This window comes from Janthinobacterium goodfellowi (assembly GCF_051380695.1).
Lineage (GTDB): Bacteria > Pseudomonadota > Gammaproteobacteria > Burkholderiales > Burkholderiaceae_D > Janthinobacterium.
Genome location: NZ_JBNYXN010000001.1, coordinates 132,417 through 152,512, shown reverse-complemented (window position 1 = coordinate 152,512; position 20,096 = coordinate 132,417). Strand labels below are relative to the sequence as shown.

20 protein-coding genes and 1 pseudogene are annotated in these 20,096 nt (G+C 64.4%); 13 read left to right on the top strand and 8 right to left on the bottom strand.

Translation table 11 applies throughout. The annotated features are described in order from the left end of the window. Nucleotides 1-65: 65 nt before the first annotated feature. From ACQ4WQ_RS00705 to ACQ4WQ_RS00685, 5 genes are all read right to left on the bottom strand, one after another. Nucleotides 66-191: a hypothetical protein gene (locus ACQ4WQ_RS00705; protein WP_436493998.1), complete on the bottom strand. Its 126-nt coding sequence runs from the start codon at nucleotides 189-191 to the stop codon at nucleotides 66-68. Beyond that, a complete protein-coding gene (locus ACQ4WQ_RS00700) occupies nucleotides 188-1,177 on the bottom strand; it encodes a quinone oxidoreductase family protein (protein WP_436493996.1) in 990 nt (329 codons plus the stop codon). The genes ACQ4WQ_RS00705 and ACQ4WQ_RS00700 overlap by 4 nt, the downstream gene beginning before the upstream one ends. A 23-nt stretch (nucleotides 1,178-1,200) precedes the next feature. Further along, nucleotides 1,201-1,590 (bottom strand): methylglyoxal synthase, encoded by a 390-nt coding sequence (locus ACQ4WQ_RS00695; RefSeq protein ID WP_070287924.1) that lies wholly within the window; start codon nucleotides 1,588-1,590, stop codon nucleotides 1,201-1,203. A 29-nt stretch (nucleotides 1,591-1,619) separates the two neighbouring features. Then, a complete protein-coding gene (locus ACQ4WQ_RS00690) occupies nucleotides 1,620-2,540 on the bottom strand; it encodes a DMT family transporter (protein ID WP_070287867.1) in 921 nt (306 codons plus the stop codon). Nucleotides 2,541-2,696: 156 nt separating this feature from the next. Then, nucleotides 2,697-5,180, bottom strand: a complete 2,484-nt coding sequence (locus ACQ4WQ_RS00685) for an alkaline phosphatase D family protein (RefSeq protein ID WP_436493994.1) — start codon at nucleotides 5,178-5,180, stop codon at nucleotides 2,697-2,699. A 143-nt stretch (nucleotides 5,181-5,323) separates the two neighbouring features. On the opposite strand from ACQ4WQ_RS00685, the gene ACQ4WQ_RS00680 reads away from it, so the two are divergent. From ACQ4WQ_RS00680 to ACQ4WQ_RS00625, 12 genes are all read left to right on the top strand, one after another. Continuing rightward, nucleotides 5,324-6,049: a YebC/PmpR family DNA-binding transcriptional regulator gene (locus ACQ4WQ_RS00680; RefSeq protein WP_077408206.1), complete on the top strand. Its 726-nt coding sequence runs from the start codon at nucleotides 5,324-5,326 to the stop codon at nucleotides 6,047-6,049. A 60-nt stretch (nucleotides 6,050-6,109) separates the two neighbouring features. Beyond that, a complete protein-coding gene (gene purD / locus ACQ4WQ_RS00675) occupies nucleotides 6,110-7,378 on the top strand; it encodes a phosphoribosylamine--glycine ligase (RefSeq protein ID WP_436493992.1) in 1,269 nt (422 codons plus the stop codon). A 125-nt stretch (nucleotides 7,379-7,503) separates the two neighbouring features. Beyond that, nucleotides 7,504-8,289, top strand: a complete 786-nt coding sequence (locus ACQ4WQ_RS00670; protein ID WP_436493990.1) for a hypothetical protein — start codon at nucleotides 7,504-7,506, stop codon at nucleotides 8,287-8,289. A gap of 70 nt (nucleotides 8,290-8,359) precedes the next feature. Next, a complete protein-coding gene (locus tag ACQ4WQ_RS00665) occupies nucleotides 8,360-9,910 on the top strand; it encodes a class I SAM-dependent methyltransferase (protein WP_436493988.1) in 1,551 nt (516 codons plus the stop codon). A 129-nt stretch (nucleotides 9,911-10,039) separates the two neighbouring features. Next, nucleotides 10,040-10,954: an oxygen-dependent coproporphyrinogen oxidase gene (gene hemF, locus ACQ4WQ_RS00660; RefSeq protein ID WP_436493986.1), complete on the top strand. Its 915-nt coding sequence runs from the start codon at nucleotides 10,040-10,042 to the stop codon at nucleotides 10,952-10,954. After that, entirely contained in the window at nucleotides 10,951-11,622 is a 672-nt protein-coding gene (nadD, locus tag ACQ4WQ_RS00655) for a nicotinate-nucleotide adenylyltransferase (protein WP_436493984.1), read from the top strand. The genes hemF and nadD overlap by 4 nt, the downstream gene beginning before the upstream one ends. After that, nucleotides 11,623-12,312: a ribosome silencing factor gene (rsfS, locus tag ACQ4WQ_RS00650; protein WP_436493982.1), complete on the top strand. Its 690-nt coding sequence runs from the start codon at nucleotides 11,623-11,625 to the stop codon at nucleotides 12,310-12,312. Nucleotides 12,313-12,318: 6 nt separating this feature from the next. Further along, nucleotides 12,319-12,789: a 23S rRNA (pseudouridine(1915)-N(3))-methyltransferase RlmH gene (gene rlmH, locus ACQ4WQ_RS00645; RefSeq protein WP_034747108.1), complete on the top strand. Its 471-nt coding sequence runs from the start codon at nucleotides 12,319-12,321 to the stop codon at nucleotides 12,787-12,789. A gap of 8 nt (nucleotides 12,790-12,797) precedes the next feature. Further along, a complete protein-coding gene (locus tag ACQ4WQ_RS00640) occupies nucleotides 12,798-13,418 on the top strand; it encodes a Maf family protein (RefSeq protein WP_326456229.1) in 621 nt (206 codons plus the stop codon). A 43-nt stretch (nucleotides 13,419-13,461) separates the two neighbouring features. Then, nucleotides 13,462-14,925 carry a ribonuclease G gene (gene rng, locus ACQ4WQ_RS00635; RefSeq protein ID WP_034747098.1) on the top strand — a complete coding sequence of 488 codons (1,464 nt, stop codon included), beginning with the start codon at nucleotides 13,462-13,464 and terminating at the stop codon, nucleotides 14,923-14,925. A gap of 2 nt (nucleotides 14,926-14,927) precedes the next feature. Beyond that, nucleotides 14,928-15,716: an AraC family transcriptional regulator gene (locus ACQ4WQ_RS00630; RefSeq protein WP_436493979.1), complete on the top strand. Its 789-nt coding sequence runs from the start codon at nucleotides 14,928-14,930 to the stop codon at nucleotides 15,714-15,716. Between the two features lie 78 nt (nucleotides 15,717-15,794). Beyond that, nucleotides 15,795-16,418 carry a LysE family translocator gene (locus ACQ4WQ_RS00625; RefSeq protein ID WP_436493977.1) on the top strand — a complete coding sequence of 208 codons (624 nt, stop codon included), beginning with the start codon at nucleotides 15,795-15,797 and terminating at the stop codon, nucleotides 16,416-16,418. Here ACQ4WQ_RS00625 and ACQ4WQ_RS00620 read toward each other — a convergent pair. From ACQ4WQ_RS00620 to ACQ4WQ_RS00610, 3 genes are all read right to left on the bottom strand, one after another. Further along, nucleotides 16,394-16,933 carry a hypothetical protein gene (locus ACQ4WQ_RS00620; RefSeq protein ID WP_244556240.1) on the bottom strand — a complete coding sequence of 180 codons (540 nt, stop codon included), beginning with the start codon at nucleotides 16,931-16,933 and terminating at the stop codon, nucleotides 16,394-16,396. The two genes, ACQ4WQ_RS00625 and ACQ4WQ_RS00620, sit on opposite strands and share 25 nt — an antisense overlap. Nucleotides 16,934-17,009: 76 nt before the next feature. Further along, nucleotides 17,010-17,483, bottom strand: coding sequence for a hypothetical protein (locus ACQ4WQ_RS00615; RefSeq protein ID WP_436493975.1), 474 nt, complete (start codon nucleotides 17,481-17,483; stop codon nucleotides 17,010-17,012). Nucleotides 17,484-17,592: 109 nt separating this feature from the next. Further along, a complete protein-coding gene (locus ACQ4WQ_RS00610; RefSeq protein WP_436493973.1) occupies nucleotides 17,593-18,618 on the bottom strand; it encodes a LacI family DNA-binding transcriptional regulator in 1,026 nt (341 codons plus the stop codon). Nucleotides 18,619-18,824: 206 nt separating this feature from the next. On the opposite strand from ACQ4WQ_RS00610, the pseudogene ACQ4WQ_RS00605 reads away from it, so the two are divergent. After that, nucleotides 18,825-20,063 (top strand): annotated as a pseudogene (locus tag ACQ4WQ_RS00605) (malic enzyme-like NAD(P)-binding protein); the annotation flags it as partial. Nucleotides 20,064-20,096: the final 33 nt, after the last annotated feature.

The window sequence follows — 20,096 nt, the reverse complement described above, 5'->3', positions numbered from 1 at the left end:
TTGCGTGGCAAGAAAATAAAACCGGCTGGTGCAGCGATGCGCCAGCCGGTTTTTTCATGTCTGTTTTATGCCTTTGAGTAATACGCCTCGGCGGCAAAGGTGAGCGCGCCGATCAGGGCCACGGCCAACAACAGCACGATCAGCAGGCGGCCGAATTTCGGCGCGCCGTCTCTTTCGCTGCCGCCGCTCATGGCACGATGATGGTCGAACCGGTCGTCTTGCGCCCTTCCAGGTCCGTGTGCGCCTGGGCGATATTGGCCAGGCTGTAGCGCTGGTTGATCTCGATTTTGACTTCGCCGCTGCTGACGACGCCGAACAGCGACGTGGCCATCTCTTCCAGGTTGGCGCGGTTCGAGGCATAGCTGAACAGGGCCGGACGCGTGATGAACAGCGAGCCGCGCGAGGCCAGTTCGCTCAGCGTAAACGCCGGCACGGGTCCGGAGGCATTGCCGAAGCTGACCATCATGCCCAACGGCGCCAGGCAGTCGAGCGAACCCGTAAACGTATCCTTGCCGATGGAATCGTAGACCACGGAGACGCCCTTGCCGCCCGTGATCTCGCGCACGCGCTCGACGAAGTTTTCCGTGTTGTAGTTGATGACGTGGGCGGCGCCATGCGCCTTGGCCAGCGCCGCCTTTGCATCGGAACCGGCCGTGCCGATCAGGTTCACGCCCAGCACCTTGGCCCACTGGCAGGCGATCAGGCCCACGCCGCCTGCGGCCGCGTGGAACAGGATGGTATCGCCCGCCTTCAGCGCCACCGTGCGGTGGAACAGGTATTGCACCGTCAAGCCTTGCAGCATCATGGCGGCGGCCGTATCGAAACCGATGCGTTCGGGCAGCACCAGCAGCAGGGCCGCCGGCAGGTTGCGCTGCTGCGCATACGCGCCATTGATGCGCGCCGCGTAGGCCACCCGGTCGCCGACCTTCACTTCCGTGACGCCCTCGCCCACCGCCTCGACGATGCCCGCGCCCTCCACGCCGAGGCCATTCGGCAGCGGCTGCGGGTACAGGCCCGTGCGGAAATACACGTCGATGAAATTGAGGCCGATGGCCTCGTGTTTCACGCGCGCCTCGCCGGGTCCCGGCGGCAGCAGTTCCACATCCACGTATTCCATCACTTCCGGGCCGCCCACGCGCTGTACGCGGATGGCCTTGGTGGTAATCGTTGCGCTCATGCTCATCTCCTAGTCTGGGTAAATCAGGCGGCCGCGCTGGCACGCGCCTGCAGCTGCGACAGCACCAGGTGCGCCGACGACAGATTCGTCGCGCACGCCACGTTGTGCACGTCGCAGGCGCGCACCAGGGCGTTGATGTCCGGCTCGTGCGGCTGCGGCGTCATCGGGTCGCGCAGGAAGATCACGCAATCGATCAAGCCTTCCACCAGCAGCGAGCCGATCTGCAAGTCGCCGCCGAACGGGCCCGAATGCTTGCGCTCGACCGCCAGGCCCAGCTCGTTGATCAGGCGGCCGCCCGTCGTGCCCGTGGCCGACAGTTCACAGCCCTGCAAAAAGTCCAGGTATTCGCCCGCCAGGGTAATCATGTCATCTTTTTTCTTGTCGTGGGCAATCAGGGCGATGCGTGTTTTCATGGTGAGGACCATTTCAGTGGTTGGAGGAATTATTTCTTTTTCGACAGCAAGTAAATACCGGCCAATACCAGGCTGGTGCCAGCCAGTTGCCAGTTGGTGATCGGTTCATCGAGGATCATGGCGCCCAGGAACAGGGTCGACACGGGGCCGATCATGCCCGCCTGCGAAGCGACGGGCGCGCCGATGCGTTCGACGGCGATCATCGTCATAAAGACGGGCATCACCGTGCAAAAGATGCCATTGAGCAATGACAAGCCATACACGGGCATGGGCTGGATCAGCAATTCGACGGGGCGCAGGATGAAGAATTGGGCGATGCAGGCAAAGCTGGCCACGCACATCGCGTAGCTGACCAGGCGCATGGAGCCGATGCGTTTCACCAGTTCGCCCGAGCCCAGCAGATACACGGCATACGAGCAGGCCGAGCCCAGCACGAGAGTCGAACCCAGCGCCACATTGCTGGCGCCGCCCTGCAAGTCGTGCACGAACACCAGCACGATGCCGCAATACGAAGTCAGCAAGGCCAGCCATTGCAGGCGGCTGATGCGCTGCTTGAAGTACACGGTGGTAATCAGGAGCACGAAGGTGGGCGTGAGGAACAGGATCAGGCGCTCCAGCCCCACGGATATGTATTGCAGGCCCAGGAAGTCCAGGTAGCTGGACAGGTAATAGCCGACCAGGCCCAGCCCGACGAGGCGCCAGCGGTCGCTGTTTGATAACGGCGGCTCCGTGCGCATCTTCCACCAGGCGATGACGGCGAACACGGGCAGCGAAAAGATCATCCTGAAGGCGATCAGGGTGACGGCGTCGATCTGGTAGCGGTACAGCAGCTTGGCGACGATGGCCTTGGTGGAAAACAGCACCGCCCCGCCCACGGCGATGGCCAGGCCACCGAGGTAGACGGAACGGGGAATAGATGGAGGGGTTGCTTGCGGGGAACTGGAGCTCATGCCCAGATTGTAATGGCAAAAGCCAAAGGCGGCGTGGGTGGGGCGTAGGTCGGGCGTAGGTCGGCTTAGCCCAAAGGGCGTAAGCCGACGTCACCACCAGTGCAAACCATGTTGTCGGATTACGCGCGGCATGTCCGCGCTAATCCGACCTACCCTTTACGCCACCACCACCGCCGCCGCGCCCGCCGTCACTGTGGCCGTCGTCACGCGCGCAATCACGTTCGACGGCGCCGCCGTGCCGATCAGTTTATTCACTTGCTTGAACTGCGCCACCAGTTTGCCCGGCGTCAAGGTCACCACCGTGTAGCCCTGCGCATCCGTGTTCAGATGCTTGATCCACGGATTGTTGCCCAGGCCGGACAATTGCTGCGCCAGGCCCAGCAGGGTCGCGCTGAAGTAAGCGCTCGCTTTCAAGCCAGCCTGCACGGCAGCGACCGTCGCATCGAGCTGCGCTTCCGGCACGCCCTTGGCGGCCAGGGCGCCGCGCAGCTGCACGCGCAATTGCTCCAGCAGGCTGTCGACGGTGGGCGCCGCCTTGCCCATGGTGTAGTCGAGCAGGTTGACGTCGAGATTGACCGTGCCCAGGCCCGTGACGGGAATAGCCAGCGGATAGCTGACGAGGGTGCCGATGTCGCCCATGGCGCCGGCGGCCGACTTCAGGTAGCTGAAGAAGGAATCCGAACTGACGCCCGCCGACACGAGGTCCACCATGACGGGCGTGCCGCCGCCGGCCGCGTCGAAGTCGTCGCTGACCGTGCCGGCAAAAAACGAGTGGATATCGCCGGTCAGCGCCACCACATTGCCGATGGCGTTGTTTTTCAGGTGCGCCATCAAATTCTTGCGCTCGCTGTTGTAGCCGTCCCACTGGTCGCAATTGAGCAGGAAGCGCGTGAAGAACGGCGCCAGCGCCGCCTGCTGGCCCGACGCGGCGACAAAGCTTGAGGCGGCGCCCTTGGCCTGCACGTCGGGCTTGATCCAGCCAAAGGCGATCACTTGCGCGGCGGCGGCCGGCGAGCCGCTGTTGTAGGCGGCCACCGTGATGCCGGCCTGGGCCGCGCTCAAGCCCGCGCCCACGGCAGCGGCGCCCTGCGCGCCGGCGTTGGCGGCCGCGCCGGCGATCGCCATGGCCGCCGCCTGCGCCACGGACTGCGATGCGCCGGCCGTCGAGGCGGCCACGATGCTGGAGGCCAGCGGCACGCTGCCGCCCACCAGCGGCAAGGTGCTGGCGATGGCCTTGCCCACGTTGGCCATGGCGCTCAGGGCCAGCAAGGTGGCAATCGCATCCGTGCCATTCAAGCCCATGCGCAGCAGGGACACTTCATTGCCCCACAGCTTCCAGGTCGAGGTGGCCGCCTTCATCTTGCTTTTCCACCAGTCGCGCTGGGTGCTGCCCAGCATGCCGACGGCGGCCAGCGGGTCGGCGCCGGCCTTCGTGGCGGCCGCCATTTTCTGCCCTTCCACGCTGTCGAACAGCGCTTGCGGCACCAGGTAGCGGCTGCCGATGCTGCCCAGCGGCTTGCCCGTGGCCGGGTTGACGGTCGATTCGGCGATCGCATGGTCGGCGCGGTACAGGCGCTCGTCCGTCATCACCAGCTGCATCAGTTTGCCGAACTGGAAATCGCGGTAGATCTGGATATTCTGGAACGTTGTCGCGGCGGCATCGAACGTGACGTCGGCCGGCATGTATTCGAACCAGGCCTGATTGGCGCTGCGGCGGCGGGCCGGCTGGTGCAAATCGCTGCCGTCAAGCGCCACGATGCCCTCGTAGGTGGAGGCATCCTGCCAGGCGTCGTCCGTGAATTCATGGTCATCCCAGATGGCGATGAAGGCAAAGCGCTCGTGCACGGCTTGCAGGCGCGCATCGGTGCGGTATTTCTTGTACAGATAGCGGTAATCGGCCACCGTGGTCGCGTATTTCGCGCCGGAGGTGCCGCTTTTATACGTGCCGTCGGGTAGTTTGAGCTGGTCGTGGCGGCTTTCCACGGCGCCGCTCTGGAAGGCCTCGCCCACCGTTTCATAGATGTAATCGCCCAGGTGGACGATGAAATCGAGCGCTTCGTTGGCGGCGATGTGCGACAGCGCGCCCCAGTGGTTGATGCTCCAGTCCTGGCACGTCAGGTAGGCGAACTGCAGCTGCGACACGTCGGCAGTGGCGGCGGGCGCCGTCTTGAAACGGCCCACGTTCGAGCGCACGTCGCCGGCGATGAACTGGTAAAAATACACCTGGCCCGGCTGCAAGCCCGTCACCTTGTGGCGCAGCGTGTTGTCGAAATCGGCTTTCAGGGGCAGCTTGGCGTCGACGATGGGCGTGCCGGCCAGGGCCGTATTGCCGCCCAGGGCGGCCGTATTGTCGCTGGCGCTGACGATCAGGCGCACGGCCACGTCCGACTTGCCGGCCACGGCGGGCGCGACGGCGTCGAAACTGGCGGGCACGACGCGCGTCCACAGCATGGCGCTATCCGGACGCGGGTCGCCCGAAGCCACGCTCTGCGGGAATTTCCAGTCGCTGCCCGAGGCCAGCGGCACGCCCGGATCGCTGTAATCGGTGCTGCCGCAGGCGGCAAGGCCGACAGTAGCCACGGAGACGGTAATAAAGCCGCCCAATTTCAGAAATTGCCGCCTGTCCATTTGACTTGCCATGATGTCGCGCCCTCGATATGGTGAAAGCGCGTCACTTTAGCAACAGATTGTGTCATCCTGATGACGGGGCCATGCCGCTTCGCAGGGGGCCGATATGCTAAAATGTCGGCCACAATTGAACACCCGTCTAAGGAAGATTCGACATGGCAGGACATAGCAAATGGGCCAATATCAAGCATAAAAAGGCTGCCACCGATGCCAAGCGCGGCAAAATCTGGACGCGCCTGATCAAGGAAATCACGGTCGCGGCCCGCATGGGCGGCGCCGACGCCATCACCAATCCGCGCCTGCGCCTGGCCGTCGACAAGGCGGCTGACGCCAATATGCCGAAAGACAACGTCCAGCGCGCGATCAACCGCGGCAGCGGCGGCGTCGATGGCGCCAACTATGAAGAAGTGCGCTACGAAGGCTACGGCGTGGGCGGCGCGGCCGTCATCGTCGAATGCATGACCGACAACAAGGTGCGCACGGTGGCCGAGGTACGCAACGCCTTCAACAAGAATGGCGGCAACATGGGCAACGAAGGCTCCGTCGCCTTCATGTTCCAGCACTGCGGCCAGTTGCTGTTCGCGCCGGGCACCGACGAAGACAAGCTGATGGAAGCGGCCCTGGAAGCCGGTGCCGACGACGTCATCGCCGACGAAGAAGGCGGCTTCGAAGTGGTCACGCCCGTGCACGATTTCGCCGCCGTCAAGGAAGCGCTGGAAGCGGCCGGCTTCAAGGCCGAAGTGGCCGAAGTCATCATGAAACCGGCGACGGAAACCGTGTACACGGGCGACGACGCCATCAAGATGCAAAAGCTGATCGATGCGCTGGAATTGCTGGACGATGTCCAGGAAGTGTTCACCAACGCCCTCATCGAGAATTAATCACTCTGCACACAAGGGCGGCACCGCCGCCCTGCAACCCACACTGAACGAACGGTCCCTATGAAAATTCTGGTAGTCGGCTCTGGCGGCCGCGAACACGCCCTGGCCTGGAAACTGGCCCAGTCCGAACGCATACAGATGGTGTATGTCGCGCCGGGCAACGGCGGCACCGCGCGCGATGCGCGCCTGGTCAATCTCGACATCAGCGACCCGCAATTGCTGGCCGACTTCGTTCAGCAGGAACACATCGGCCTGACCGTCGTCGGCCCGGAAGTGCCGCTGGCGGCCGGTATCGTCAACCTGTTCCGCTCGCGCGGCCTGAAAATCTTCGGCCCCACGAAAGAAGCGGCGCAGCTGGAGTCGTCGAAGGACTTCGCCAAGGCCTTCATGCAGCGCCACGGCATCCCGACGGCCGCCTACCAGACGTTTTCCGACGTCGCTCCCGCGCATGCCTACGTCGACGCCATGGGCGCGCCGATCGTCATCAAGGCCGACGGCCTGGCCGCCGGCAAGGGCGTCGTCGTTGCCATGACCCTGGAAGAAGCCCACCAGGCGGTCGACATGATGCTGTCCGATAACCAGTTCGGCGACGCCGGCGCGCGCATCGTCATCGAGGAATTCCTCGCCGGCGAAGAAGCGAGCTTCATCGTCATGTGCGACGGCAAGAACATCCTGCCGCTGGCCACCAGCCAGGACCACAAGCGCCTGAAGGACCACGACCAGGGCCCGAACACGGGCGGCATGGGCGCGTATTCGCCGGCACCCATCGTCACGCCGGCCATGCATGCGCGCGTCATGCGCGAAATCATCGTGCCGACCATCCAGGGCATGGCCAAGGACGGCATCACGTTCACGGGCTTCCTGTACGCGGGCCTGATGATCGACGACAAGGGCACGCCGAAGACGCTGGAATTCAACTGCCGCATGGGCGACCCGGAAACGCAGCCCATCATGGCGCGCCTGAAGACCGACCTGGTCACCGTCATGGAACATGCCGTCAACGGCACGCTGGACGCCGTGGAACTGGAATGGGACCGCCGCACGGCCGTTGGCGTCGTGATGGCCGCCGCCGGCTACCCGGACGATCCCGTCAAGGGCACGCCGATCGGCGACATCCCGGCCGAAACGCCGGACTCCGTCACCTTCCATGCGGGCACCCGCATCGACGGCGAACGCCTGGTCACCAACGGCGGGCGCGTGCTGTGCGTGGTGGGCCTGGGCGACAGCATCAAGATGGCGCAGAAGCAGGCATATGAAACCGTGGAAAAAATCCATTTCGACGGCGCGCAGTACCGCCGCGACATCGGCTGGCGCGGTTTGAAGCACTGATCACGCCCCTGGCGGCGAACGGCGGGGCCGGCGCGGAGATTATCCGCCCCGGCCCCGTTTGCATAGGCGCGCCGGGAAACCGGCATCTGCGCTAAGATTTTGCTTTCCTGACAAAATTACAGCCCATGACCACACGCACCCATCCCTCGCTTGCCGAACTGCGCCAGCTCGGCCTGATCACGCCCCAGGAGCTCGGCGAGGCGATGGACGAACTGGACATCCTCGCCCAGCCAGACGAGGACGATGTCGACATGCCACGACTGGCCGAGGGCGCCGGTCTCGCCGACACCCTGGCATGGCTGCTGCGCACCGACCTGCTGCCGCAGGACGACTTTCTGCGGCGCGTACGCGACCTGCCGCGCCAGCATGACGGCGCGGCCCTGCTCGAGCGCCAGCAACTGGCCGCCGATGCGCTAACGCTGGTCAACCGCCAGGCCATCGACATCCTGTACGACGAAGACCTGCTCGACCAGTGGCAACGCGACGCCGCGCATGCCAGCTTGCCGGCGGACCGCCTGCTCGCCTCGCCGGTCGCCGCCCTGCGCGATATGCTCCGGCAAGGCACCCTGACGGCGCAACAATTCGAGGCGCTGCGCCTGCGCACCCGTCAGCGCGGCTCGGAACTGGCCGGCCTCATCGTCGACGCCGCCGCGCGGCAGGCCCGCCCCGCCTATGCCCGCCCGGGCACGTGGATGATGGCCGCGCTGCTACTGCTGGTACTGGCCTTTGCGGTCCGCACCATCGTCTCGAGACAGCCGTCCGCTCCCGCCGCCCCCGTCGCCGGGCAAGGCACCGAGCGGCCCGACCTGCAGCAGCGTGCCGCGCAGGCCGTGGAGAGTGCGCGCGTGCCCGGCGGGCCGGACCTGTCCATCACCGTGGTGCAGGAGGACGCCGCGCCGCCGGCGCGCTAATGTACGGCGCACTTCCCGCGCCGGCGGCCATGATGGCATACTGCCGTTTTGCCACCAATGCGGGGAAGCCATGGCCTGGAATGAAGGATACGTGTCGGATATCGAGTACACCAACGGTTTTTACAGCGACCTGAGTCCGCATCACCTCAATTTCAGCTGCATCCTCAACGGCATCGAACCGGTCCCCCTGGATCAGCCCTACACCTACTTTGAACTGGGCTTCGGGCGCGGCCAGACGCTCAACGTACTGGCCGCCGCCAACCCTAACGGCCAGTTCTACGGCAACGATTTCAATCCGGCCCATGTCGCCGGCGCACGCGCCCTGGCGGCAAAGGCACAGTTGGGCAATCTGACCCTGCTGGAAAACAGCTTTGAAGAATTGGCCCAGGGCCGCGTGCCCGATCTGCCGCAGTTCGACTTCATTACCTTGCACGGCATCTACACCTGGGTCAACCGGAAGAACCGCCAGCATATCGTCGACTTCATTGCACGCTATCTGAAACCGGGCGGCATCGTTTCACTCAGCTATAACGCCATGCCTGGATGGAGTTCCGCCCTGCCCCTGCAACGCCTGCTGCTGGAGTTTGCCGCCAGCTTTCCCGGCCGCAGCGACATGCAAATGCAAGCTGGCATCGCCTACGTGCAACAGCTGCAGAACCTGCAGGCCGGCTACATCACGGCCAATCCCGCACTCGCGCCGCGCCTCAATGCGCTCATCAACAGCGATCCCCATTACAGCGTGCATGAATACCTGAACCAGGACTGGGAACCGCTGTACCACGCCGACGTGATGCGCGATGTGGCGCGCGCCAAGCTCGATTTTGCAGGCTCCTCCGACCTGCCTTTTGCCTTTCCCGAGCTGTATCTGAACGCCGACCAGCAAGCCACCATCGACTTGCTACCCGACGCGGCCATGCGCGAAACGATGAAGGATTATTTTCTCGACACCAGCTTCCGCAAGGATGTGCTGGTACGGGGCGCGCGCCGCATGGGGGCCGTGCGCCAGGCCGAATGTTACGCCGAGGTGCACCTGGCCATGCTGGTGCCGCGCGCAAAAATGACTTTTACCTTCCAGACCAAGGCCGGCATCGTGACAGGCAACGAGCAGGTCTACGGCGCCGTGTGCGACGCGCTGGCCAACGGCCCACATAGCCTGGCCGAATTGGCCGCACTGCCCTCCTTGCCCGGACAGAGCGTGCAAAGCCTGGCGGAGGTGGCGGCCATGCTGGTCACCGGCAGCCAGGTCGTGATGTATTTTCCGAGTCAGGCGCACGCCGGCAGCGGCGACGCAGCCGCGCGCCGCCTGAACCAGACCATCGGCGCGCAGCTGCGCTACGGCGACGATTACCGCATCCTGTGCTCGCCATTGACAGGCAGCGGTATCGATACGGAATTCATCGACCGGCTGCTGTTTTCGCTGCTGACCCAGGAGCGGGAGCAGCCGGACCTGGCCACCCTGCAGGCGCAGGCGGCCACCGCGATGGCGCGCTGCGGGCGCCGCCTGCTCAAGGATGGCGCTGCATGCGCCGACGAGGCGGCGCACCAGCAGCTGCTCAACGCGGCCATCGATGAATTCATGCGGGACACGCTGCCCGTGCTGCAGCAATTGCGCGTGCTGTAGAAGGCGCTGGCCGCGGATGGTGCGCGCGGCCAGCCCAAAACCACAGCGCAAGCGCCGCCCTATCACAAAAACGCGTAACAGGGTACAATCCGTCCTTACTTTTTTATTTCGGCCTCGTCGGCCCACGCGATGTCGTCAACTCCCTCTCCTTCGGCCGTCAAGGCTTATTTGCTCGATTTGCAAAGCCGTATCGTGCAGGCGCTCGAAGCGCAGGACGGCAAGCCCTTCCTGACCGATGCCTGGCAGCGCCCCGAGGGCGGCGGCGGCATTTCGCGGCTGATCGAGGAAGGCAATGTGTTCGAGCGTGGCGGCGTGAATTTTTCGCACGTCACCGGCGCCGCACTGCCGCCATCGGCCGCGGCCGCGCGCCCTGAACTCGGTGGCAAGGCATGGGAAGCGATGGGCGTGTCGCTGGTGCTCCATCCGCGCAATCCCTACGCGCCCACGGTGCACATGAACGTGCGCTTTTTCAGCACCGTGAATGCCGATGGCGAACCCGTATGGTGGTTCGGCGGCGGCATGGACCTGACGCCGTATTATGGCGACGCGGGCGACGTGAAGCACTTCCACCAGGTGTGCCATGATGCGCTGGCGCCGTTTGGCGCGGAACTGCATCCGAAGTTCAAGCAGTGGTGCGACGATTATTTCTACCTGAAGCACCGGCGCGAAGCGCGCGGCGCCGGCGGCATCTTCTTCGACGACTTCAACGCCCTGGGCTTTGAAGACAGTTTCGCCATGCTGCGCAGCGCCGGCGACGCCTTCATCGACGCCTATGTGCCGATCCTGGCGCGCCGCAAGGATACGCCCTACGGCGAACGCGAACGCGATTTCCAGTGCTACCGGCGCGGGCGCTATGTCGAGTTCAACCTGGTGTTTGACCGCGGCACCCTGTTCGGCCTGCAGTCGGGCGGACGCACCGAGGCCATCCTGATGTCGATGCCGCCCGTGGTCAAGTGGCGCTACGACTGGCACCCGGAAGCGGGCAGTCCCGAAGCGGCGTTGTATACTGACTTCCTCGTGCATCGCGACTGGCTGCAGGCGTGACCGAAGGTAGTACGGCATGCGTGACGCTGTTAGGCGGCAGCTACGATCCGGTGCATATGGGCCATGTCGCGCTGGGCACGCATTTTTCCAGCCTGCTGCACGCCGATGAGCTGCGCGTGATTCCGGCCGGCGCGCCCTGGCAAAAGAGCAAGCTGGGCGCCACCGGCCAGCAGCGCGCCGAGATGGCCGGCCTGGCCTTCGCCGGCCTGCCCCTGCCCGTGGTGATCGACCGCCAGGAAATCGAGCGCAGCGAACATGGCCAGGCCAGCTACACCATCGATACCTTGCGCCAGGTACGCGCCGAGCTGGGACCGCGCGCTTCCATCGTTTTCCTGATGGGTGCCGACCAGCTGCAGCGGCTCGCGACATGGCGCGAATGGCAGCAATTATTTGAATACGCGCATATCTGCGTCGCGGCCCGCCCAGGCTTCGCGCTGAATGACACAGCAGTACCGCAAGTGGTCGCCGATGCATTTTCGCGCCGCCTGGGGTCTCTGGAAAGCATCCGCAACACGCCGCACGGTCTGACTTATCTGGCACAGGACTTCGCGGTGGATATCTCCGCCACCGAAATACGTGCGGCATTACAACGGGGGAATCGGGCAAACTCGCTTGTTTCCCCGCTAGTGCTAGACTATATTGAACAACATAATTTATACAAAAGCTAAATGGATATCAAAAAACTGCAAACCCTCGTCGTTGACGCCCTTGAAGACGTCAAAGGCCAAGACATCGCCGTCTTCGAAACGAGTCACCTGACCAGCCTGTTCGACCGCATCGCGATCGTCTCCGGCACCTCGAACCGTCAAACCAAGGCGCTGGCCGCCTCGGTGCGCGACAAGGTCAAGGACGCCGGCGGCCAAATCATCGGCATGGAAGGCGAGGAAACGGGTGAATGGGTGCTGGTCGATCTGGGCGACATGATCGTCCACATCATGCAAGCGCCTATCCGCGCCTACTACCGCCTGGAAGAAATCTGGGGCGACACTCCGGTCAAGCTGGGCGCCGCCAAGCGCGCGCCGAAAAAAGCGGCCGGCGACGAGCCGAAAAAGGTCAGCGGCCATCTGGCGGCAAGCAAGGCCAATGTGGAAGCTGCACCCGTGATCGAAAAGAAAACGCCAGCGAAGAAAGCCACCGCTGCCACCGCCGCCAAGAAAGCCCCGGCGAAAAAAGCCACCGCTTCCAAAGCCGTCGGCAAGACCGTGAAAGTCGCGCCCACCAAGACCGAAGCGGCTGCCGTGAAAGCGCTGAAAGCGCTGCCGGAGAAAAAAGTACGCGCCCCGCGCGCGGCCAAGCCGGCAGCCGATGCTGCACCGGCAAAAACCGTGATCAAGCGTATCAAAAAAGTCGAAGCGTAAGCCTCGATGCAGCTCATCATCGCTGCGGTCGGCCATAAAATGCCGGCCTGGATAGAGACGGGCTTCGCGGAATACGCGAAGCGCATGCCGCCGGAATTGCGCATCGTGCTGAAAGAAATCAAGCCGGTGGAGCGTTCCGGCAGCAAGACCGCCGCCACGGCGATGGCGCTCGAACGCGAGCGCATCGAAGCCGTCCTGCCCAAGGGCGTGCGCATCATCGCCCTCGACGAACGCGGCAAGGACCTGACCAGCGTCGGCCTGTCGCAGCAGTTGATGGCGTGGCAGCAGGATGGCCGCGACACGGCTTTCCTGATCGGCGGCGCCGACGGCCTCGATCCGCAACTCAAGGCGCGTGCCGAAGGCATGCTGCGCATTTCCAGCATGACCCTGCCGCACGGCGTGGTGCGCGTGATCCTCGCCGAGCAGCTCTATCGTGCCTGGTCGATCACGCAAAACCACCCCTACCACCGCGTCTGAACTCCCCCATGAAAACGGCTGATCACAAGATCTACCTTGCCTCCAAAAGCCCGCGCCGGCGCGAACTGCTGCGCCAGATCGGCATCGATTTCGAATTGCTGCTGCTGCGCAGCGACGGCCCGCGCGGCGCCGACGTCACCGAAGAAGTGCTTCCCGGCGAATCGGCGCTCGACTATGTCGCCCGCGTGTCGAATGAAAAAGCCGCCTTCGCGTGGGACCTAGTGCGCCGCCGCCACCTGACAGCGCGCCCCGTGCTGGCGGCCGACACCACCGTCACCATCGACGGCGTCATCCTCGGCAAGCCAGCCGACCGGGCGGAAGCTGTGGCGATGCTGCAGCAACTGTCGGGCCGCACGCACGAGGTACTGACCTCGATCGCCGTGCACTACAAGGATTTCGCCGAGCAGCGCACGCAGGTGTCGCAAGTGCGCTTCGGCGTGCTCTCGCCCGCCTCGATCGCCGCCTATTGCGCCACGCCGGAACCGTACGACAAGGCCGGCGGCTACGGCATCCAGGGCAGCGCCGCCCTGTTCGTCGAGCATATCGAAGGCAGCCATTCCGGCATCATGGGCCTGCCCCTGTACGAAACCGCACAGTTGCTACGGCTGGCAGGTTTGCCCCTGCCCTGATCCCGGGTATGATGTCATTCGTTGCCTCCACTCCCGCGCCCCCATGAACGAAGACATCCTGATCAATATCACGCCGCAAGAAACCCGCGTCGCCCTCATCCTGCAGGGCGCCGTGCAGGAATTGCACATCGAGCGCACGCTCACGCGCGGCCTGGCCGGCAATGTGTACTCCGGCAAAGTGGTGCGGGTGTTGCCGGGCATGCAGTCGGCCTTCATCGACATCGGCCTGGAACGTGCCGCCTTCCTGCACGTGGCCGACATCTGGGAAGCGCGCGGCCACGACGGCCAGAACGCGACGCCGGCGCCGATCGAGAAGATCCTCTTCGACGGCCAGGTGCTGACGGTGCAGGTGATCAAGGACCCGATCGGCACCAAGGGCGCGCGCCTGTCGACGCAGATCTCGATCGCCGGGCGCATGCTGGTGTATCTGCCGCAAGACAAGCACATCGGCATCTCGCAGAAAATCGAAAAGGAAGCGGAGCGCGAACAGCTGCGCGTGCGCCTGCAAAGCCTGCTGCCGCCCGATGAAAAAGGTGGCTACATCGTGCGTACCATGGCCGAGGACGCTTCCGACGCGGACCTGAAGGCGGACGTCGACTACCTGAGAAAAACCTGGAGCACGATCACGCACGGCGCGCGCACGCGTCCCGCCACCAGCCTGCTGCACCAGGACTTGAGCCTGGCGCAGCGCGTGCTGCGCGACTTCGTCGGCGATGAAACGGCCACCATCCAGGTCGATTCGCGCGAAAACTATGTGAAACTGCGCGAATTCGCGGAAATCTACACGCCCAGCGAACTGACGCGCCTGCAGCACTACACGGGCGAGCGCCCCCTGTTCGATTTATATGGCGTGGAAGAAGAAATTTTGCGCGCGCTGGGCCGCCGGGTCGATCTGAAATCGGGCGGCTACCTGATCGTCGACCAGACGGAAGCGATGACCACCATCGACGTCAACACGGGCGGTTTTGTGGGCGGGCGCAATTTCGCCGATACGATTTTCAAGACCAACCTGGAAGCGGCGCACGCCATCGCGCGCCAGCTGCGCCTGCGCAACCTGGGCGGCATCATCATCCTCGACTTCATCGACATGGACAATGCCGAGCACCGCAACGCCGTGCTGGCCGAACTGAAACGCACCCTGTCGCGCGACCGCACCAAGGTGTCGGTGAGCAATTTCTCGCCGCTGGGCCTGGTGGAAATGACGCGCAAGCGCACGCGCGAATCGCTGGCGCACATCCTGTGCGAACCGTGCCCCGCCTGCGCCGGCAAGGGTCAAGTCAAGACCTCGCGCACGATCTGCTACGAAATCCTGCGCGAACTGCTGCGCGAGGCAAAACAGTTCAACCCGCGCGAATTCCGCATCCTCGCGTCGCAGGAAGTGGTCGATCTGTTTTTGGAAGAAGAATCGCAGCACCTGGCCATGCTGGGCGACTTCATCGGCAAGAAAATCTCGCTGCAGGTGGAGAATGCCTACCACCAGGAGCAGTACGACGTGATCTTGATGTAGCCATGCCGGGCACCACCGCCTTCTGGCGCGACCCGGCCTTGCCCCACGTGGAGAGCCGGCGCGCCTGCCACAGCCGGGCCTGCTACAAGCCGCACAGCCATCCCACGTTTTCCATCGGTGCCGTCGACGAAGGCGGCAGCATCTTTACGGGCAGCAAAGAGGGCAAGGTGGCCCTCGGCAATGGCAGCCTGGTGCTGGTGCCGGCTGGCTGCGTGCACGCCTGCAATCCCCTGCCTGACGCCGTCTGGAGTTACCAGATGCTGCATCTCGATGCGCAATGGCTGCAAGCCCACGCGCCGGCGCTCGATGGCGACACGGCGACGGTGTTGCACTGCCCGCTGCTGTACGCGCAGTTTTGCGCCATGCATGCGCTGCTGTTTTCAACGGCGGGCGCAGGTGAAAAAAATGCGGCGCTGCTGGCGTTCCTGGGCGCTTGCGCCAGTGCCCGTACAGACCTGCTGCCCTCGGAACGCAAGCCGGTGCCGCAGCAGCTGGCGCCCGTGCTCGCAACGCTGCAGGCGCAGCCCTCGGCCAGCCTGCGGCAACTGGCCGATGCGGCAGGCCTGAGCCCTTATCAATTGATCCGCGCCTTTCGCGCCGCCACGGGCATGACACCGCATGCGTATCAGCTCAATGCCAATATCAACCGCGCGCGCAGCCGCTTGCAAGCGGGGACGGCGTTGGCGCAGCTGGCGCATGAGCTGGGCTTTGCGGACCAGAGCCATCTGCAGCGTGTCTTCAAGGCGCATGCGGGCATCACGCCGGGGCGCTATCGCGGCCAGGGCGGCTAGAGCGCCTGCAATTTTCTTCAATACGGGCTGCCGCCAGCCCTGCATACTCGCGCATCGCCATTGCCGGAGCCGACTTACATGCAGGATTTCCTCTTCATCGCCGCCGCCCACTTTCTATCCCTGCTGTCGCCCGGTCCCGATTTTTTCCTGATCGCGCGCACCTCGCTGGCCCACGGCTGGCGCGGCGCCGCCGGCACGTGCGTGGGCATTACCGTGGCCAATGCGGTGTTTATCGTGGCGGCATTTGGAGGATTATCGGTACTGCGGGCGGGCAGTACGGCATTCATGCTGGTGCGGCTGGCCGGATGCGCCTACCTGCTGTACCTGGGCTGGCTGTTCCTGCGCCATGCGGGCAAGAGCAGCCTGGATGCCAAGCCCGCCACCGGCAAGGCCCGCTGGCGCGGCGGGGTCGTGATGGGATTCATGTCCGCCATCCTGAATCCGAAGAATGCACTGTTCTACGTCAGCCTCGCCACCGTGCTGGCCGCCAGACAGACGAGCCCCGCTGCAATGGCGGCGTATGGCGCGTGGATGGTCTTTGCCGTGCTGGCATGGGATATGGCGGTGGCGCTGGCCATCGGCAGCACCGCCCTGCGCCAGCGCTTTGCGCAGGCGCTGCCGCTGCTGGAGCGGCTGTCGGGCGTGATGCTGATCGTGCTGGCGGTGCTACTGCTGGTTCAGGCCGGCAGCGGGTCCAGGTAAAACACGGCATACACTTTCAACGGCGACGTCTCTGTCGCTTTTTCCGAACGCACGACGGAGCAGTCGTCGGCGGCCAGGCTGCGCCAGTTCTGGATGCCGGCCTTGGCGAACATCGCGTGCGCGGGGGCATTCGCGGCCAGGTCCAGCACCAGGCAGGCGTTGCGCGGGCCGGCGCCGTAGTTGACGGCGCGGATCTCGATGCCGAAGGTCGTCATCCACGGTTCCCACAAGCCTTTTTCCTTGCCGGCGGCCATGCGCTCGAGCATCTCGCCGAAGGTCAGGCCTTTCTTGACGGTGCTGCGCAGGGCGGCCAGCGACGGCGCCAAGCGCGGATCGGGCTGCTTGTTGCCGGCGCGGATCTCGGCGATCGCCTTCAATTCCTTGATGATGGCCGCATCGCGCTCCGTATAGTCGCGCATGCGCGCATAGAATTCGGCGTCCAGGAAAGGATTGACGGTCAGCTTGGCAACGCCCTCTTCGCGGCGTTTCGGGGAAGGCGTGTTGGTTTTGGTCATGGCGATGAGGGCAAGAGAAACGATGAGGGGCGCCAGTTTAACACCATGCGGCCCCTGCGGCAGCGCGGCGGGCGCTTTAATGTTGCGCCTGGCGGGTGTCGGATGACGCGGCCGGGGCGCCGGCCGCGCCCGGTGGCAGGAAGAAACGCCGCGGTCCGAACAGGTGGACGGCGCCCGCATACAGGCCAGCCAGCGGGAAGCGCACTTCCTTGAGCAACTGGTGAAAAATGGCGATCGAGCGCGCGCGGGTGACGGGAATCTCGGCACGCCACTGGCACAGCACGTCATGCACGAGGCTGGCGTGATAGGTCGCAGGCAGGCCCAGGTGCTGCGCGCCATCGGGCGTGCCCACATAGAACAGGCCGAGCACGCTGATACAGGGCGAACAGCCATCCCAGGCGTAGCCGGCGCGGATGCGGATCGCCGATTCGCGTATCGTCACCCACTCGTTTTCAAATTCAATGCCTTCGAGTAGCGGCGAGCAATAACCATAGTCGCTGCCCAGTGCATAGCGCCAGGCGTTGCCGGGCATGCCGAAGTTTTTCGGCATCAGCGGCCTCCCTGCTGTGCTTGCTTTGCTCTCGTCGCCATGACGTTGCCTTGATAATTATCAATATCAAGATTTAAACATACTCGGACGAAAGAAGGGCAAGAAGGTATCAGGCGCGCGGCGCGGCCGTCGATTCGCGCACCACCAGTTCCGGTTTCAGGCGCACGTCGAGCACCGGGGAATCGGGCGAGGCGATGGTTTGCAGGATCAGCCGGGCCGCTTCCGTGCCGATGCCGTGGTGGCGGATGCGGATGGTGGTCAACGGCGGGCGGATCATGTCCATATAGGGCATGTCGTTGTGGCCCACCACGGAAATATCTGCGGGGCAGTTCAAGCCCAGCTCGCGGATGGCGTCGTAGCAGCCGAGGGCCACCAGGTCGCTGCCCGTCACCACGGCCGTTGTCCGCGGCGACTGGCGCAGCAGTTCCAGCAGGGCCGCCTTGCCGCATTCGCGCGAATAACCGCTGCTTTCAAAGACGAACGCCTGCGAAGGATCAAGTTCGCTGGCTTGGATGGCGGCCAGGAACCCGAGGCGGCGCACGTGGCCCGTGGACAGGTTTTCCGGGCCGGCAATGTGCGCGATATGGCGGTGGCCCAGCGCCAGCAAGTGTTCCACGGCCAGGCGCATACCGACCACGTCGTCGCTGACGACGCAGGAAGCGACGCCCGTCTCGTCGCTGCGGTTGACGGTGACGACGGGCACGTTCTGATCGATGCACATCTTGATGACGGGATCGTCACGGCGCGCCGTGGCCAGGATCAGGCCGTCGACCTGCTGCCCCAGCAGGCGGTTGATGACGAACAACTGCTCTTCCTCGTCGGCGCCCACGTTGGCGACGATGGCCAGGTAGCCATGCTTGCGCAAGCCTTCCTCGATGCCCAGCAAAATCGGCGGAAAAACAGCGTTGGTGATGTCGGGCAAGACCACGCCGATGATGCGCGACTTGCGCGTGACGAGGGTCGAGGCGGCGCGGTTCGGCCGGTAGCCGAGCCGGCCCGCTTCGGCCAGCACGCGCGCGGCCACCTCGGCGCTGACCATTTGCCGCGTTGCCGGGTTCATCACGCGCGACACGGTGGAAAAGTGCACGCCGCTGGCCCGCGCAACGTCGCTTAAGGTGGGGTTCTTGTTTGTCATGGGCTTCCCGGATCGCAATACCGTGATTTTATCGCAAAAATTCCCCTTTTCGTCAAAAACCGAGCAAACGCTTGCATTGAAATAAAGCCGTTGCCCAAAGCGGTTTTGGTACGCTTAAGTACATTCCAGCCTTGACAGCGTGCAAACGCTTGCATACCATGGCTCGGACTTACCACTCGGGCCTGGTTGCCCCTCCCAGAATTCCTATGTCTACTTCCCACAGCAAGCACGCCGAACAGAACGGCGAAACCTTCAACCTGAAAGAAGCCGCCCTCGCCTATCACGCACAACCCCGCGCAGGCAAGATTTCCGTCACGCCCACCAAACCGCTGGGCGACGCCCGCGCCCTGACCCTGGCGTATTCGCCGGGCGTGGCCTTCGCCTGCGAAGCCATCGTGGAAGATCCGCGCACGGCCGGCACCTACACGTCGCGCAGCAACCTGGTGGCCGTGATCACCAATGGCACCGCCGTGCTGGGCCTGGGCGATATCGGCCCGCTGGCCAGCAAACCGGTCATGGAAGGCAAGGCTTGCCTGTTCAAGCAGTTCGCCGACGTCGATGTGTTCGACATCGAACTGGCCGAGAACGATCCCGACCTGTTCATCGACACCGTGGTGCGCATGGAGCCGACCTTCGGCGGCATCAACCTGGAAGACATCAAGGCGCCCGACTGCTTCTACATCGAACAGCAATTGCGCAAGCGCATGAACATCCCCGTCTTCCACGACGACCAGCACGGCACGGCCATCATCGTCGCAGCCGGCATCCTGAACGGCCTGGAACTGGTGGGCAAGGATATCGGCAACGTCAAGGTGGCCGTCTCGGGCGCCGGCGCGGCATCGATCGCCTGCCTGGACTTGCTGGTCTCGCTGGGCCTGAACAAGTCGCTGCTGAAGGTCTGCGACAGCCAGGGCGTGATCTACCCAGGCCGCGATGCCAACATGGAAGAGAACAAGGCGCGCTACGCGAACGACACGAGCGACCGCGACCTGGCCGACGCCATGGTCGGCGCCGACATCTTCATCGGCGTCTCGAAGGGCGGCGTGGTCAGCGCGCAGATGGTCGAATCGATGGCCGCCAAGCCCTTGATCTTCGCCCTGGCCAATCCACATCCGGAAATCGCCCCGGAAAAAGTGCATGCCGTGCGCGACGACGCCATCGTGGCCACGGGCCGCTCGGATTATCCGAACCAGATTAACAACGTGCTGTGCTTCCCGTACATCTTCCGCGGCGCGCTCGACGTGGGCGCCACCACCATCAACGAAGAAATGAAGCTGGCCTGCGTGCGCGCCATCGCCGCGCTGGCCAAGGAGCCGCTGCCGGGCCACGAAACCAGTGCCCTGACGCCGCTGCAACTGATCCCGTCGCCGTTCGACGAGCGTCTGCGCAGCTGGGTCGCGCCTGCCGTGTCGCAAGCGGCGATCGCCACCGGCGTGGCGACGCGCGTACCGGCAGTGGCCTGATACGCACGGCAGGCT

Coding starts and splice junctions, on each gene's coding strand:
- ACQ4WQ_RS00695 (WP_070287924.1), bottom strand. CDS start 1,590: ATGAAAACACGCATCGCCCTGATTGCCCACGACAAGAAAAAAGATGAC.
- ACQ4WQ_RS00615 (WP_436493975.1), bottom strand. CDS start 17,483: ATGCCGAAAAACTTCGGCATGCCCGGCAACGCCTGGCGCTATGCACTG.
- purD (WP_436493992.1), top strand. CDS start 6,110: ATGAAAATTCTGGTAGTCGGCTCTGGCGGCCGCGAACACGCCCTGGCC.
- ACQ4WQ_RS00610 (WP_436493973.1), bottom strand. CDS start 18,618: ATGACAAACAAGAACCCCACCTTAAGCGACGTTGCGCGGGCCAGCGGC.
- ACQ4WQ_RS00665 (WP_436493988.1), top strand. CDS start 8,360: ATGGCCTGGAATGAAGGATACGTGTCGGATATCGAGTACACCAACGGT.
- ACQ4WQ_RS00680 (WP_077408206.1), top strand. CDS start 5,324: ATGGCAGGACATAGCAAATGGGCCAATATCAAGCATAAAAAGGCTGCC.
- hemF (WP_436493986.1), top strand. CDS start 10,040: ATGTCGTCAACTCCCTCTCCTTCGGCCGTCAAGGCTTATTTGCTCGAT.
- ACQ4WQ_RS00700 (WP_436493996.1), bottom strand. CDS start 1,177: ATGAGCGCAACGATTACCACCAAGGCCATCCGCGTACAGCGCGTGGGC.
- rlmH (WP_034747108.1), top strand. CDS start 12,319: ATGCAGCTCATCATCGCTGCGGTCGGCCATAAAATGCCGGCCTGGATA.
- ACQ4WQ_RS00705 (WP_436493998.1), bottom strand. CDS start 191: ATGAGCGGCGGCAGCGAAAGAGACGGCGCGCCGAAATTCGGCCGCCTG.
- rng (WP_034747098.1), top strand. CDS start 13,462: ATGAACGAAGACATCCTGATCAATATCACGCCGCAAGAAACCCGCGTC.
- ACQ4WQ_RS00690 (WP_070287867.1), bottom strand. CDS start 2,540: ATGAGCTCCAGTTCCCCGCAAGCAACCCCTCCATCTATTCCCCGTTCC.
- ACQ4WQ_RS00625 (WP_436493977.1), top strand. CDS start 15,795: ATGCAGGATTTCCTCTTCATCGCCGCCGCCCACTTTCTATCCCTGCTG.
- ACQ4WQ_RS00685 (WP_436493994.1), bottom strand. CDS start 5,180: ATGGCAAGTCAAATGGACAGGCGGCAATTTCTGAAATTGGGCGGCTTT.
- ACQ4WQ_RS00620 (WP_244556240.1), bottom strand. CDS start 16,933: ATGACCAAAACCAACACGCCTTCCCCGAAACGCCGCGAAGAGGGCGTT.
- rsfS (WP_436493982.1), top strand. CDS start 11,623: ATGGATATCAAAAAACTGCAAACCCTCGTCGTTGACGCCCTTGAAGAC.
- ACQ4WQ_RS00670 (WP_436493990.1), top strand. CDS start 7,504: ATGACCACACGCACCCATCCCTCGCTTGCCGAACTGCGCCAGCTCGGC.
- ACQ4WQ_RS00630 (WP_436493979.1), top strand. CDS start 14,928: ATGCCGGGCACCACCGCCTTCTGGCGCGACCCGGCCTTGCCCCACGTG.
- ACQ4WQ_RS00640 (WP_326456229.1), top strand. CDS start 12,798: ATGAAAACGGCTGATCACAAGATCTACCTTGCCTCCAAAAGCCCGCGC.